We start from the raw sequence: 14,487 nt of genomic DNA on the forward strand, positions 1-14,487 counted from the left end.
ACTTCTCCGATCGTGGATGTGCGGGTGAAGCGCTTTCCGCACGGTGTTCGAGATTTCAGACATAGGGGGGCGGGGCGGGACGGGGCGGGAAGGGTCAGCCCGCGTACGGGTCCGGCACCGTGCCCGGCCTCGCGAGGAACGCGAAGTCGCAGCCCGTGTCGGCCTGCGTGATCTGCTCGCTGTAGAGCGCCCCGTACCCGCGCTCGTACCGGGCGGGCGGCGGCGTCCACTCGCCCCTCCGCCGCTCCAACTCGGCGTCGTTCACTTCGAGTTGGAGCCTGCGCCCCGCGACATCCAGGGTGACGGGATCCCCGTCGCGGACGAGCGCGAGCGGCCCGCCGACATACGACTCGGGTGCGACGTGCAGCACACACGCGCCGTACGACGTACCGCTCATCCGCGCGTCGGAGATCCGCACCATGTCCCGCACGCCCTGCTTGAGCAGGTAGTCGGGGATGGGGAGCATCCCGTACTCGGGCATGCCGGGCCCGCCCTTGGGGCCCGCGCCGCGCAGGACGAGGACGTGGTCGGGCGTGATGCCGAGGGCCGGGTCGTGGATGGTGCGCTGCATCGTGCGGTAGTCGTCGAACACCACGGCGGGCCCGGTGTGCTGGAGCAGCCTCGGCTCGGCGGCGATGTGCTTGATGACGGCGCCGTCCGGGCAGAGGTTGCCGCGCAGGACGGCGACGCCGCCTTCCGCGGCGACCGGGTTGTCGCGGGCGCGGATCACGTCCGCGTCGTGCACCTGAGCCCCGGCGAGCTGCTCGCGCAGGGTGTCGTGGGCGACGGTGGGGCGGTCCAGGTGCAGCAGGTCGGTGATCCGCGACAGGAAACCGGGGAGCCCGCCGGCGAAGTGGAAGTCCTCCATCAGATACCGCTCGCCGCCCGGCCTGACGTTGGCGAGCACGGGAACGGTGCGGGCGATCCGGTCGAAGTCGTCGAGGGTGAGTTTGACCCCGGCGCGCCCGGCCATCGCGATGAGGTGGATGACGGCGTTGGTGGAGCCGCCGAGTCCGAGCACCGTGGTGACGGCGTCCTCGAAGGCGTCGGGGGTGAGGATCCGGGACAGCCTGCGGTCCTCGCGTACGAGGTCGACGATCCGCAGTCCCGACGCCGCCGCCATCCTGTCGTGCCCGGAGTCGACCGCCGGGACGGACGAGGCGCCGGGCACGGTGACGCCGAGCGCCTCCGCCGCCGCGGTGAGCGTCGACGCGGTGCCCATGGTCATGCAGTGGCCCGGCGAGCGCGCGAGGCCGCTCTCCAGTTCGGTCAGCTCGCAGTCGCCGATGAGCCCGGCGCGGTGGTCGTCCCAGTACTTCCACATGTCGGTGCCGGAGCCGAGCCTCTCGCCGCGCCAGTGTCCGGGCAGCATGGGCCCGGCCGGCACGAACACGGCGGGCAGGTCGACGCTGGCGGCGCCCATGAGCAGCGCGGGTGTCGTCTTGTCGCAGCCGCCGAGCAGCACGGCGCCGTCCACCGGGTAGGAGCGGAGCAGCTCCTCGGTCTCCATGGCGAGGAGGTTGCGGTAGAGCATCGGGGTCGGCTTCTGGAAGGTCTCGCTGAGCGTCGAGACCGGGAACTCCAGGGGGAAGCCGCCCGCCTGCCAGACGCCCCGCTTGACGGCCTGGGCGCGGTCGCGCAGGTGGGAGTGGCAGGGGTTGATGTCGGACCAGGTGTTGAGGACCGCGATGACGGGCTTGCCCAGGTGTTCCTCGGGGAGGTAGCCGAGCTGGCGGGTGCGGGCGCGGTGGCTGAAGGACCGCAGCCCCGAGGAGACGCCGTCACCGAACCACTGGCCGCTGCGCAGCTCCCGCCGCGCGCCCTCCGCCGGTCCGCGGCTCATATGGACCACCCCTCGACGATCGCCGCCACCTCGGCGCGCCCCGCGTCGGGCAGGAGACTGCTCGGGGCGCGTACGTCGCGGCGGCACAGGCCGAGCACGGCCAGGGCCTCCTTGACGACCGTGACGTTGTGCGCGGAGCCGTCGGCCGCGCGCAGCTCCTCGAAGCGGCGGATCTGCTCCCACACCTTCATCGCCTCGGGGTGGTCACCGACTCGAAGCGCTTCGATCATGCGCAGGGAGAGGCCCGGCGCGACGTTCACGAGCCCCGAGGTGAAGCCGGTGGCGCCCGCCGAGAAGTACGAGGGCGCGTACGGCTCGGCGAGCCCGGCGACCCACATGAAGCGGTCGAGGCCCGCGTCGCGCGCGAACCCGGCGAAGCGCGCCGCGTCCGGCACCGCGTACTTCACGCCGATGACGTTCGGACAGGCGTCGGCCAGCTCGGCGAGGCGCGCGCCGGGCAGGCCCGCGTCCCGCAGATAGGGGACGACGCCCAGCTCCGGCACCGCCTCGGCGATCGCCCGGTGGTAGGCGACCCATCCGGCGTCGGAGACGTACGGATGGACGGGCTGATGGACCATCACCATGCTCGCCCCGTGCTCCCCGGCGTGCCGGGCGGCGGCGACGGCGGTCGGCACGTCGTGGCCCACACCGGCCAGGACGGTGGCCCGCCCGGCCGCCTCCGCGACAGTCGACTCGACCACGTCACGCCGCTCTTGGGGCGACAGGGCGTAGAACTCGCCGGTGTTGCCGTTCGGCGTCAGGGTCCGCACGCCGCCGTCCAACAGCCGCCGCAGGATCACCCGGTGCGCCGCGCGGTCGATGCCGCCGTCCTCGGTGAAGGGCGTCACAGGGATCGCCACCACGTCGGCGAGTGCGGTGCGCTGCGTCTCGAACACCGCATGCGTCTCGAACGTCACTGAAGTTCCCCTTCCCCGGGAAAGGCACGCCGTACGAACGACTCGATGTGGTCATGCAGGGCCCGCGCCGCCCCGTCCTGGTCACCGGTGAGGGCGAGCCGCAGGATCCGCTCGTGCTCGGTGGCCTCGCGGGCCCACGACGGGTCGGCGGCCCACGCCACGGCGGAGACCAGCGCGGCCTGGTCCCGCACCCCGTCGAGCAGCCGCCCGAGCAGCGGGTTGCCGCAGTCGACGTACAGGGCGCGGTGGAACTCCCGGTTGGCCAGCGAGCGTTCGGCCGCGTCCTCGGCGGCGTCCGCCCGTACGAGGGCGTCGCGCGCGGCTTCGAGCGGGGCGCCTCGCAGCACGGTGCGGCGCAGCGCCTCGGGCTCAAGCAGCAGCCGCACGTCGTAGACCTCGCGCGCCATGGCGGCGTCCACGGTGCGTACGGTGGCGCCCTTGTACTGGCTCATCTCGACGAGTCCGGTGCCCGCGAGCGTCTTCAGGGCCTCCCGTACGGGCGTCTTGGACACGCCGTACTCGCGGGCGAGCTCCGTCTCGATCAGGGGCTGGCCCGGACTCAACGCGCCGGTCAGGATGCGGTGTTTGATCGATTCGAGCACGAACTGCGTGCGCGACGGGATCGGGACCGGGGGCGGCGCCGAGGCCGGGGTCGGGGTCGGGACGGACGTCATGGGCACCCTCAGATCTCACATATCGCGTCTCATATATGACGTACGAAGTACGACGCGTTGAAGCTAAGAGGGTGCCCGGAGTTCGTCAATGCTTCTGACAAAAGAAGCGCGACGGATTCCTCAGCGGTGCCCGAACATCCGGGCGGCGGTCAGCAGTTGCCGGTCGTACCCGAACAGCGCCTGGTTCTCCCACGCGTTGCCGGACGCCGGATCGGCGGGGTCCCAGCCGCTGCCGTCGACCGCGGTCCAGGCCGGCTCCCAGTACACGACGCCGAGCCCGCGGCCGCCGGGGACGGCCTCCACGACGTTCATGACGTCCCGCAGGTTCGCGGCCTGCCCGGCAGGCGTGGCGGGGTAGCCCGCGGCGAGCTGGTCGGTCCTCGCGACGTTGTTCTCCAGGTCGTCGCCGTTGGCCAGCGTGTGCGCGTAGGCGGTCTCGGCGACCAGGACGGGCTTGCGGTAACGGGCCGCCGTGTCATCGAGGTTGACCTGCAGTTCGTTGAGCGGGCCGTGCCAGTAGCCGTAGTAGGACAGGGCGATGATGTCGAAGGGCACGCCGTGGGAGACGGCCCGGTCGAACCACCAGCGCGTGCCCGCGTTGTCGCCGCCCTTGGCGAGGTGCAGGGCGACCTGGGTGCCCGACGAGACGGCCTTGGCGGCCTGGGCGCCGGACTTCAACAGGCCCGCGAGTTGCGGCCAATTGTCGGTGGAGCCCTCGGGCCAGAGCATGCCCGCGTTCAGTTCGTTGCCGATCTGCACCATGTCGGCGGTGGTGCCCTGTGCCTTCAGGGCGCTCAGGACGTCGTACGTATGGTCGTACACGTCCTTTGTCAACTGGCCGTAGCCGTGCGACGCCCAGGCGGCGGGCTTGTACTGCTTGCCGGGGTCGGCCCAGCTGTCGGAGTAGTGGAAGTCGATCAGCAGCTTCATGCCGCGCGCCTTGGCCCGCTCGGCGACGGCGAGGACCTTCGCCTTGCCGTTGTAGCCGTCGGCGGGGTCCACCCACACCTTCAGGCGGGCGTAGTTCATGCCCGCCGCACCCAGGATCGCCAGCGCGTCACCGCTCGCGCCGTCGGCGTAGCGGTACGTCGCCCCGTGCGCCTCGTTCTTGGCGAGCGTCGAGACGTCACCGCCCTTGACCGCGAGCCCCGTCGATCCGGGGGCGAGGGTGACGTCGTCGAAGTTGGCCCACTCCCCCGCGTGCGCGTCACAGACAAGGCGGACGGTGCAGGCTCCGCCGGTGACCCGCACGGACGTGACGAGGCGGATCCACGCGCCGTTCGGCGTCGGCGGCAGGTCGGTGCGCTGCTCGGAGGCGCCGCTCTTGAGGGCGAGGTAGGCGGCGTTCTGCCCGCCGCTGGAGCGGACCCAGGCCGTCAGCGTGTACGTGCCGTCCGCGAGACCCGTGAGGTACTGGTACGTCTCGACCTTGTACGCCGATGACGCCCAGTGGGAGAGGCGCAGACCGCCGCTGCGGCCACCCGCCTCGGTGAAGGCGGCGCCGGTGTCGCCGTACGCGGACCAGCCCGTGAGTCCACCCTCGAATCCCCCGTTGGCCAGGGCGCTCGCGGCTCGGGCGCCCTGAGCGGGCAGAGCCAGGGTGGCGGCGCCCCCGAGAGCGGCGGCCAGAACGGCTCTGCGGGTCGTGGCGGTAGTGGTGGCGGTGGCCGTGGTGCGTGTTCCGTTGTTGCCGTGCATCGTCGATGTCCCTTCGACTTCGCGGTACATGGAAAGGTGTTGTGGCGCGGTAGGTACAGCGGCGCCGTGCGAAGGCCGGGCACGGCGCAGCCGCGTTCCGGCAGGCGGTCCCCCACGGACCACGACCGGAGCCGATACCCGGCCGCCAGTCCCAACGGGTTGCGGCCGGAGCCAATCCCCGGCCGCCAGCCCCGACGGGTTGCAGCCGGAGCCGATGTCCGGCCGACAGCCCGCATGGACCACGACCGGAGCCAATACCCGGCCGCCGCCAGCCCCCACGGACCACGACCGGAGTCGATACCCGGCCGCCAGCCCCCATGGACCACGACCGGAGCCAACCCCCGGACGACAGCCCCAACGGGTGGCGGCCAGAGCCAATACCCGGCCACCAGCCCCCACGGACCACGACCGGAGCCAACCCCCGGACGACAGCCCCAACGGCCTGCGACCGGAAACGAGATGACGTAGCGTCAGTCGTCCAGACGCACGACCCGCACCGCGCCCGCCGGAACGGCCAGGCGGCCCGCGACTCGCTCCCCTCCGAGCAGCTCGCTGCCGGCCCCCGTCAGCGGCACCTTCGCCTCGTCACCGGTGTGGTTGATCGCGAAGAGGTACGTGCCGCTTTCGCCCGCGCGCGTCACCACCTCCACATCGCGCGGGAGTTCGGGCCGCGGTGCGAGCCCGGCGTCCGCGCAGGCGGCGGCGAGGATGGCGTCCAGGTCGTGCGCCGAGAGCCGCGTCGAGACGTACCAGGCGGCGCCTCCGCCGAGCCCGTGCCGGGTGACGGCGGGCTGCCCGGCGGTCAGTCCGTCGGCGTACGTCCACACCGGCTCGGCGCCGCGCGGCACCACGGACTCCGTCCACACATCACCGGTCAGCTCGGCGCCGCCTGGCCCGGTGATCCGCGTCCGCTGCCCCTGGAGCAGCGGCGAGAACTCCTCGACGGTCAGGCCGAGCACGTCCCGCAGGGCACCCGGGTAGGGGCCGGGGTGCACGGCGTCGTGCTCGTCGACGATCCCGGAGAAGTAGGAGACGACGAGCGTGCCGCCGCCCTCGACGTACGCCCGGAGGTTCCGCGCGGTCGCCTCCGTGGCGAGGTACAGCGCGGGCACGACGACAAGGGGATAGGCCGACAAGTCGGCCTCGGGGTGGGCGAAGTCGACGGTGAGGTGACGGTCGTACAGCGCCTCGTAGAAGCTGTCGGCGCGCTCGCGGGCGTCGTGGTCCTCGCTGGGCCGCCACTCCAGGGCCTGCGCCCACCAGGAGTGCCAGTCCCACAGCATGGCGGCGTCGGCGACGGTACGGGTGCCGCGCAGCTCGCCCAGCGCGTCGATGTCGGAGCCGAGCCGCACCACCTCGCGCCACAGCCGCGAGTCCGTGCCCGCGTGCGGCAGCATCGCCGAGTGGAACTTCTCCGCGCCGCGCCGTGACTGCCGCCACTGGAAGAACATGGCCCCGTCCGAGCCGCGCGCGACGTGCGCGAGGGAGTTGCGGGCCATCTCCCCCGGCGCCTTCGCGGGATTGCGGGGCTGCCAGTTGACGCCGCCGGCGGCGTGCTCCATGAGCAGCCAGGGCGCGCCGCCCGCCACGGAGCGCGTCAGGTCGGCGGCCATGGCGAGGTTGACGTGCGTACGGCGGCCGTCGGTGATCAGGTAGTGGTCGTTGGAGACGAGGTCGACCTCGCGGCCCCAGGCCCAGTAGTCGACGGAGTCGCACTGGCTGAGGGCCGTCATGAAGTTGGTGGTGACGGGGGCGCCGGGCGCGAGGCGGTGCAGGATGTCGCGTTCGCGTACGAAGTTCTCGCGCATCGTCGCGTCGGCGAAGCGCCGGTAGTCGAGGGCCTGTGCGGGGTTGCCGACGGTGGGTGTGGCGCGCGGCGGGTTGATCTGCCCGAAGTCGGCGTAGCGCTGGCCCCAGAAGGCGGTGCCCCAGGCTTCGTTGACGGCGTCGACCGTCTTGTACGTGCTCTCCAGCCAGCGGCGGAAATGGGCGGCGCAGTTGTCGCAGTAGCAGGCGGAGACGGGCACCCCGTACTCGTTGTGCACGTGCCACAGGGCGAGGGCGGGATGGTCCGCGTACCGGATGGCGAGGCGGGTGGTGATGTCGGCGGCGGCCTCGCGGTAGGCGGGGCTGCTGTGGCAGATGGCGCCGCGTGAGCCGAACTCGTACCGGACGCCTTCGGCGGTGACGGGCAGCGCGTCGGGGTGTTCGCGGTAGAACCAGGCGGGCGGCGCCACCGTCGGCGTACCGAGGTCGACGCGGATGCCGTGTTCGTGGAGGAGGTCGATCAGGCGGTCGAGCCACCCGAAGTCGTGGGCGCCGGGGGCGGGTTCGAGGAGCGCCCAGGAGAAGATCCCGACGCTCACCATCGTGACGCCCGCCTCGCGCATCAGCCGGACGTCCTCGCGCCAGACGGTTTCCGGCCACTGCTCCGGGTTGTAGTCCCCGCCGAAGGCGAGGCGGGCGAGGCCCTTGGGGGCGTGGTCCGGCATGGATCTCTCCCGGGAAATCGATCATTTGGGAACGTGCACACACACATTCGGCGGCGTCGGCCCAACATAACCGCACGGCAACAACCATTGACAAGTGTCCTGGATGTTTCTCTACTGTGAACGCTCACAGAAGCATGGCAGGCACCCGCAGCAGGCGGGGGCCCAGCTCAGGGGAGAAAGATCCATGCCGCAGAACACGCCACGCCGCTCCGCCGCAGCCCGGACCGCGGTCGCGGCCGCCCTCACCGTCGCGCTCGGCGCCACCACGCTCACCGCCTGCGGATCGTCCGACGACGCCGGGTCCGAGTCGAGCGGCCCGGTCTCACTGACGTACTGGTCGTGGGCGCCCGGCATGGACAAGGTCGCCGACCTCTGGAACAAGGGCCCGGGAAGGAAGGACCGGATCGAGGTCACCGTCAAGAAGCAGGCGTCCGGTGACACCCTGGTCACCAAGATCCTCACCGCCCACAAGGCCCACAAGGCGCCCGACCTCGTGCAGGCCGAGTACCAGGCCCTGCCCACCCTCGTCAGCAACGACGCCCTCGCGGACATATCCGGCGAGGTCGGCGACGCGGAGGCGGAGTTCGCGAAGGGCGTCTGGCAGCAGACCACGCTCGGCACGGACGCCGTGTACGCGGTGCCGCAGGACGCCGGGCCGATGATGTTCTACTACCGCGCCGACCTGTTCAAGAAGTACGACCTCAAGGTCCCGAAGACCTGGGACGAGTTCGCCGAGACCGCGCGGGCGCTGAAGAAGAAGGCCCCGGAGAAGGACCTCACCACGTTCTCCGCCAATGACTCCGGGCTCTTCGCGGGCCTCGCCCAGCAGGCCGGCGCCAAGTGGTGGACCACCGAGGGCCAGAAGTGGAAGGTCGGTATCGACGACCCGGCGACGCGCAAGGTCGCCGACTTCTGGGGCGGCCTCGTCAAGGAGGGCGCCATCGACAACCAGCCGATGTACACGCCGTCCTGGAACAAGGCGCTCAACACCGGCAAGCAGATCGCCTGGGTCAGCGCCGTGTGGGCACCCGGCACCCTCACCACCGCCGCGCCCGACACCAAGGGCAAGTGGGCGATGGCCCCGCTCCCCCAGTGGGACTCGGGCAAGGCCGTGACCGGCAGCTGGGGCGGCTCCTCCACCGCCGTCACCACGGACTCGAAGCACAAGGACGCCGCGGCGAAGTTCGCGACCTGGCTCAACACCGACCCGAAGGCGCTCGCCGCGCTCGTCAAGGAGGGCGGCGTCTACCCCGCCGCCACCGACGCCCAGACCGGCGGCGCGCTCGCCGAGGCCCCGGCCTACTTCGCCAACCAGCCCGACTTCTACACCCGGGCCGCCGACATCGCGAAGACCACCGCCCCCGGCGCCTGGGGCCCGAACGTGAACGTGGCCTACACCACCTTCAAGGACGCCTTCGGCTCGGCCGCCAAGAACAAGTCGGACTTCGGCGCCGCCCTGAGGACCATGCGGGACGAGACCGTCGCGGACCTGAAGAAGCAGGGCTTCGAGGTCGCCCGGTGACGACGCCGACGCGACGGAGGTCGTACGGAGTGAAGGCGTCTCGGCGAGGGTCGTACGGGACGAAGGCGCCTCGCCGGAAGTCGTACGGAGTGAAGGGCGCCCCGTACGGCTTCCTCCTCCCCGCGGGCCTCCTCTTCGCCCTCTTCTTCGCCCTGCCCATCGGCTACGCGCTCTGGCTCAGCCTCCACAAGGTCCAGGTCTCCGGCCTCGGCCTCGGCAAGAACGCCCGGAGCGAGGTGTGGGCGGGCGTGGAGAACTACACCGCCGCGCTCACCGACTCCGAACTCCTGGACGGCGCGCTGCGCGTCCTCGGCTACGGCGCGATCGTCATCCCCGTGATGCTCGGCCTGGCGCTGCTCTTCGCCCTGATGCTGGACAGCGAGCGGGTGCGGCTCACGTCCTTCACCCGGCTCGCGATCTTCCTGCCGTACGCCGTGCCCGGCGTCGTCGCCGCGCTGCTGTGGGGCTTCCTGTACCTGCCGGACGTCAGCCCCTTCTACTTCGTCCTCGACAAGCTGGGGCTGCCGCAGCCGGACCTGCTCGACGGCGGGCCGCTCTACCTCGCGCTCTCCAACATCGCGGTCTGGGGCGGCACCGGCTTCAACATGATCGTCATCTACACCTCGCTGCGGGCCATCCCGGCCGAGGTGTTCGAGGCGGCGAAGCTGGACGGCTGCTCGCCGCTGCAGACCGCGCTCCGCATCAAGATCCCGATGGTGGCGCCGTCGCTGGTGCTCACGTTCTTCTTCTCGATCATCGCGACGCTCCAGGTGTTCAGCGAGCCGACCACGCTCAAGCCGCTCACCAACTCCGTGCCGACGACCTGGAGTCCGCTGATGAAGGTGTACCAGGACGCCTTCGGCAAGGGCGACATCCACTCGGCCGCGGCCACCGCCGTACTCATCGCCGTGGTCACGCTCGTCCTGTCCTTCGGCTTCCTGCGCGTCGCCAACTCCCGCACCAAGCAAGGGGAAGCACGATGAGTTCTCTTGTGCTCGACAAGAGCCGCAGGTCCGCGCCGGCCGCGGGCACCACCCCGGGAACCGCCCAGGGCCCGCCCGCGCCCCGCCGCGTCGCCCTCGTGCCGACCGCCGCGCTGCTGCTCGGTGCCCTGTACTGCCTGCTGCCCGTCGCCTGGGTGGTGATCGCCTCGACCAAGTCGGGCAGCGAGCTCTTCTCCACCTTCACCTTCCTGCCCGGCACAGGCTTCACGCGGAACATCGCCGACCTCAGCGCCTACCGCGACGGCGTCTACTGGCGGTGGATGGCCAACTCCGCCCTCTACGCGGGCCTCGGCGCCCTGCTCTCCACGGCCGTCTCGGCCCTCGGCGGTTACGCCCTGGCGGTCTACCGCTTCCGCGGTCGCGAGAGCATCTTCAACGTGCTGCTCGCCGGGGTCCTGATGCCCCCGGTCATCCTCGCCGTCCCGCAGTACCTACTGCTCGCGAAGGCGGACCTCACCGACTCGTACGCGTCGGTCCTGCTGCCGCTGATCCTCTCCCCGTACGGCGTGTACCTCGCGCGGATCTACGCCGCCGCGGCCGTGCCCGGCGACGTGGTCGAGGCGGGGCGGATGGACGGCGCGGGCGAGTGGCGGATCTTCACGCGGATCGCGCTGCCGATGATGGTGCCGGGCCTGGTGACGGTCTTCCTGTTCCAGTTCGTCGCCGTCTGGAACAACTTCCTGCTCCCGTACATCATGCTCAGCGACGACGAGAAGTTCCCCATCACGCTCGGCCTGTTCACCCTCCTCGAACAGGGCTCCAACACCCCGGCGCTCTACACCCTCGTCATCACGGGCGCGCTGCTCGCCGTCGTCCCGCTGATCGGACTGTTCCTCGTGGTCCAGCGCTTCTGGAGCCTCGACCTGCTGTCGGGCGCCGTAAAGTCATGACCATGAGCAGCAAGCCGGAGCAGCGCCGCAAGGCGCCGACCATCCATGACGTGGCGCGTGAGGCGGGCGTCTCACGCGGCACCGTCTCGCGCGTGCTCAACGGCGGGCACTACGTCAGCCCCTCCGCGCAGGAGGCGGTCAACTCCGCCATCCGCAAGACGGGTTACGTCGTCAACCGCCACGCCCGCTCCCTCATCACGGGCCGCTCGGACTCCGTCGGCTTCCTGCTCACCGAGCCGCAGGAGCGCTTCTTCGAGGACCCGAACTTCAACGTCCTGCTGCGCGGCTGCACCCAGGCGCTCGCCGCGCACGACATCCCGCTGCTCCTGATGATCGCGGGCACCGAGGACGAGCGGCGCCGCATAACGCGCTACATCACCGCGGGCCACGTCGACGGTGTCCTGCTCGTCTCCAGCCACTCCGGCGACCCGGTCGCCGCCCGGCTGCGCGAGGCGGGCGTGCCCCTCGTGGCCTGCGGGAAGCCGCTCGGACAGGCGTCGAAGGTGGCGTACGTGGCCGCCGACGACCGGGACGGAGCGCGCGACATGGTCCGCCACCTCCTCTCCCTCGGACGCCGCAGGATCGGCATGATCACGGGCCCGCTCGACACCCCGGGCGGCACGGAACGCCTCGCCGGGTACCGGGAGGTGCTCGCCGATGCCGGTGTCGCGGCCGACGACAGTCTCGTGGTGTCCGGCGACTACAGCCGGGCCAGCGGCGAGTCGGGCGCCGCCGGACTCCTCGTACGCGCACCGGATCTGGACGCCCTGTTCGTCGCCTCCGACCTGATGGCGCAGGGCGCGGTCGCGGCTCTGCAGCGGGCCGGGCGCCGGGTGCCCGAGGACATCGCCGTCGGCGGCTTCGACGACTCGTCGGCGGCGCTCGGCGCGCACCCGGAGCTGACCACGATCCGCCAGCCCTGGGACCGGATCAGCGCGGAGATGGTCCGGGTCCTGCTCGCCCAGATCGGCGGCGAGGACCCGGCTGCGGTGATCCTGCCGACGGAGCTGGTGCGGCGCGGGTCGGCCTGACCCGCCCCCGGAGCCCGCGGCCGACGTCAGCCGCTCGTGAGGACGACGAGCTGCTGGGTCGCCCGCGTCATCGCGACATAGCGGTCGACCGCTCCTTCGACCCCCTCCCCGTACGCCTCCGGGTCCACGAGGACGACCAGGTCGAATTCGAGCCCCTTCGACAGCTCGGGGGTCAGCGACCGGACGCGGGGCGTCTCCCGGAACGTGGGGTCGCCGATGACGCAGGCGATCCCGTCGGTGTGCGCGGCGAGCCAGGCGTCGAGGATCGGCTCCAGGTCGGAGGCGGGTCCGTGGACGACGGGGATGCCGCTGTCGCGGACGGAGGTCGGCACGTTGGCGTCCGGGACCGCGGCCCGGATGGCCGGCTCGGCTTCCGCCATGACCTCCGCCGGGGTGCGGTAGTTGACGCTCAGGGAGGTCACGTCGATCCGGTCGAGCCCGACCCGCTCAAGACGCTCCTGCCACGACTCGGTGAACCCGTGCCTGGCCTGCGCGCGGTCACCGACGACGGTGAAGCTCCGGGACGGGCAGCGCAGCAGCAGCATCTGCCACTCGGCGTCGGTCAGTTCCTGGGCCTCGTCGACGATGATGTGCGCGAAGGGGCCGGCGAGCAGGTCCGGTTCGGCACTCGGCAGCGCGCTCTCGTCGATCAGGCTGTCCTGGAGGTCCCGCCCGTGCAGCATGCCCAGCGCGCCTTCGCTCTCGTCGATCTCGACGTTCTGCAGCAGGCTGTCCATGACGTCGGCGCGGCGCGCGCGTTCGGCGGCGACGGCGGCCTCCTGCCGCTGCTTGCGCGACGACGCCTCCGCGTCGCCGAGCCGCTGCCGCGCCGCGTCCAGGAGCGGCAGGTCGGAGACCGTCCAGGGCTGTGCTTCCGTGCGCTGGAGCCTGCGGACGTCGTCGACGCCGAGCCAGGGGGCGCACTTGCGCAGATAGGCGGGGACCGACCACAGGTCCGAGACGAGTTCGCCCGCGTCGAGCATGGGCCACGCGCGGTTGAGGGTGCCGATCAGCTCGCGGTCCTGGAGCAGCGACCTGCGTAGCAGGTGGGGCGGGGCGTCGCTGTCGTCCTTGTCCATCAGGATGGTGAGCAGCTCCTCCAGGATCTGGTCGCGGGCCTCGTTGTGCGGGGTGCCCGGTTCCACCGCTTCGAACGCCGCCGCCCAGTCGTCGGCGCTCAGCCGGATGTCGGACCAGTGGCTGGAGACGGTCATCCCCTTGGTGGGCGGCTCCTCGTAGATGCCGACGGCCGGATCGATCGCCTTCACCATCTCCGTGGACGCCTTCAGCGCGGCCACGCGCGGGTCGCTCTCGACCGCCGCCCCCGCGCCCTCGGTGACGAGGTCACGCAGGACGCAGGTCTGCACGCCCTCCTCGCCGAGGCTGGGCAGCACGTCGGCGACGTAGGCCAGGTAGGGCCGGCTCGGACCGACGAAGAGCACACCGCCCCGACGGTGGCCGAGACGGGGGTCGGAGTAGAGGAGGTGGGCGGCGCGGTGCAGGGCGACGACGGTCTTGCCGGTGCCGGGGCCGCCGTCGACGACGAGGGTGCCGCGGGAGCCCGCCCGGATGATGGCGTCCTGGTCGGCCTGGATGGTGGCGAGCACGTCCCGCATCCGGCTGGAGCGGCTGGAGCCCAGGCTGGCGACGAAGGCGGACTGGTCGTCGAGCGCGGCGTGCCCTTCGAGCCCGTCGGCGGTGAACACCTCGTCCCAGTAGTCGCTGATCCGGCCGCGGGTCCAGCGGTACCTGCGGCGGCTCACCAGGCCCATGGGCTTGGCGTGGGTGGCCGCGAAGAACGGCTCGGCCGCGGGGGAACGCCAGTCGACGAGCAGCCGACGGCCCTCACTGTCGGTGAGGCCGAGCCGTCCGATGTACACCGGCTCGGAGCCGTCCGCGCCGACGATGCGCCCGAGGCACAGATCGAGGCCGAAGCGGCGCAAGGCGCGCAGGCGGCCGGTCAGCCGGTGGATCTCCAGATCCCGGTCCATCGCCTCACGGCCGATGCCGCCGGGCGCCCTGCGCGCGGCCGCAAGCCGGTCGGACAGTTCCGTGATCGTCTCCTCAAGGCTCGCCTCGATGGCGGCGAAGTGCCGCTCGTCGCCGGCGATCAGCGCCGGGGCGGCCTTCGGGGCGAGGCGGTCGGGAAGATCGAACGCGCCGGCGCCGGGTGGAGCCGTCCGCGCCTCGGCGCCGGGTGGAGCCGTCCGCGGCACGGGCCCCACCTCCGGCTCCACGTCGCCGCACGTCCCGTCAATCGGCAAAAGCGAATGCATTGAGCAAATCCCCCGTTTCCTCAGGTTCTGGCCTTGGGCCGCGATTTTGCCCCACCGGAGGGGCCTTGCCGCAAGCCCCCCAGTGCGCTATAAGTTGAGAGTGGCAAGAGGTGGGGTTCCCTCCTGCCCTCATCGCCCCT

At 71.7% G+C, this 14,487-nt stretch carries 10 protein-coding genes; 4 read left to right on the top strand and 6 right to left on the bottom strand.

Annotated elements, in window-relative coordinates:
• Positions 1 to 94 precede the first annotated feature (94 nt).
• From araD to ACWDVB_RS05675, 5 genes are all read right to left on the bottom strand, one after another.
• Positions 95 to 1,843 carry an L-arabinonate dehydratase gene (gene araD / locus ACWDVB_RS05655; protein ID WP_451514152.1) on the bottom strand — a complete coding sequence of 583 codons (1,749 nt, stop codon included), beginning with the start codon at positions 1,841 to 1,843 and terminating at the stop codon, positions 95 to 97.
• Positions 1,840 to 2,760, bottom strand: coding sequence for a dihydrodipicolinate synthase family protein (locus ACWDVB_RS05660; protein ID WP_451514151.1), 921 nt, complete (start codon positions 2,758 to 2,760; stop codon positions 1,840 to 1,842). The genes araD and ACWDVB_RS05660 overlap by 4 nt, the downstream gene beginning before the upstream one ends.
• Positions 2,757 to 3,434 (bottom strand): GntR family transcriptional regulator, encoded by a 678-nt coding sequence (locus ACWDVB_RS05665; RefSeq protein ID WP_451514150.1) that lies wholly within the window; start codon positions 3,432 to 3,434, stop codon positions 2,757 to 2,759. The genes ACWDVB_RS05660 and ACWDVB_RS05665 overlap by 4 nt, the downstream gene beginning before the upstream one ends.
• 120 nt (positions 3,435 to 3,554) lie before the next feature.
• The gene (locus ACWDVB_RS05670) at positions 3,555 to 5,132 is read right to left on the bottom strand and encodes a glycosyl hydrolase 53 family protein (RefSeq protein WP_451514275.1); all 1,578 of its coding nucleotides are present in this window, start codon (positions 5,130 to 5,132) and stop codon (positions 3,555 to 3,557) included.
• A gap of 470 nt (positions 5,133 to 5,602) precedes the next feature.
• Positions 5,603 to 7,624 carry a beta-galactosidase gene (locus tag ACWDVB_RS05675; RefSeq protein ID WP_451514149.1) on the bottom strand — a complete coding sequence of 674 codons (2,022 nt, stop codon included), beginning with the start codon at positions 7,622 to 7,624 and terminating at the stop codon, positions 5,603 to 5,605.
• Between the two features lie 184 nt (positions 7,625 to 7,808).
• On the opposite strand from ACWDVB_RS05675, the gene ACWDVB_RS05680 reads away from it, so the two are divergent.
• The 4 genes from ACWDVB_RS05680 to ACWDVB_RS05695 are packed head-to-tail and all read left to right on the top strand — an operon-like array spanning position 7,809 to position 12,071.
• Positions 7,809 to 9,146, top strand: coding sequence for an ABC transporter substrate-binding protein (locus tag ACWDVB_RS05680; RefSeq protein WP_451514148.1), 1,338 nt, complete (start codon positions 7,809 to 7,811; stop codon positions 9,144 to 9,146).
• Positions 9,147 to 9,175: 29 nt separating this feature from the next.
• A complete protein-coding gene (locus tag ACWDVB_RS05685; RefSeq protein ID WP_451514147.1) occupies positions 9,176 to 10,129 on the top strand; it encodes a carbohydrate ABC transporter permease in 954 nt (317 codons plus the stop codon).
• Positions 10,126 to 11,040 carry a carbohydrate ABC transporter permease gene (locus ACWDVB_RS05690; RefSeq protein WP_451514146.1) on the top strand — a complete coding sequence of 305 codons (915 nt, stop codon included), beginning with the start codon at positions 10,126 to 10,128 and terminating at the stop codon, positions 11,038 to 11,040. The genes ACWDVB_RS05685 and ACWDVB_RS05690 overlap by 4 nt, the downstream gene beginning before the upstream one ends.
• The gene (locus ACWDVB_RS05695) at positions 11,037 to 12,071 is read left to right on the top strand and encodes a LacI family DNA-binding transcriptional regulator (protein ID WP_451514145.1); all 1,035 of its coding nucleotides are present in this window, start codon (positions 11,037 to 11,039) and stop codon (positions 12,069 to 12,071) included. Before ACWDVB_RS05690 ends, ACWDVB_RS05695 begins: the two co-directional genes overlap by 4 nt.
• Before the next feature lie 26 nt (positions 12,072 to 12,097).
• Here the strand turns inward: ACWDVB_RS05695 and helR are convergent, their stop codons facing one another.
• The gene (helR, locus tag ACWDVB_RS05700; protein WP_451514144.1) at positions 12,098 to 14,287 is read right to left on the bottom strand and encodes an RNA polymerase recycling motor ATPase HelR; all 2,190 of its coding nucleotides are present in this window, start codon (positions 14,285 to 14,287) and stop codon (positions 12,098 to 12,100) included.
• Positions 14,288 to 14,487 lie beyond the last annotated feature (200 nt).

It is taken from the genome of Streptomyces sp. NPDC003379 (genome assembly GCF_053589195.1).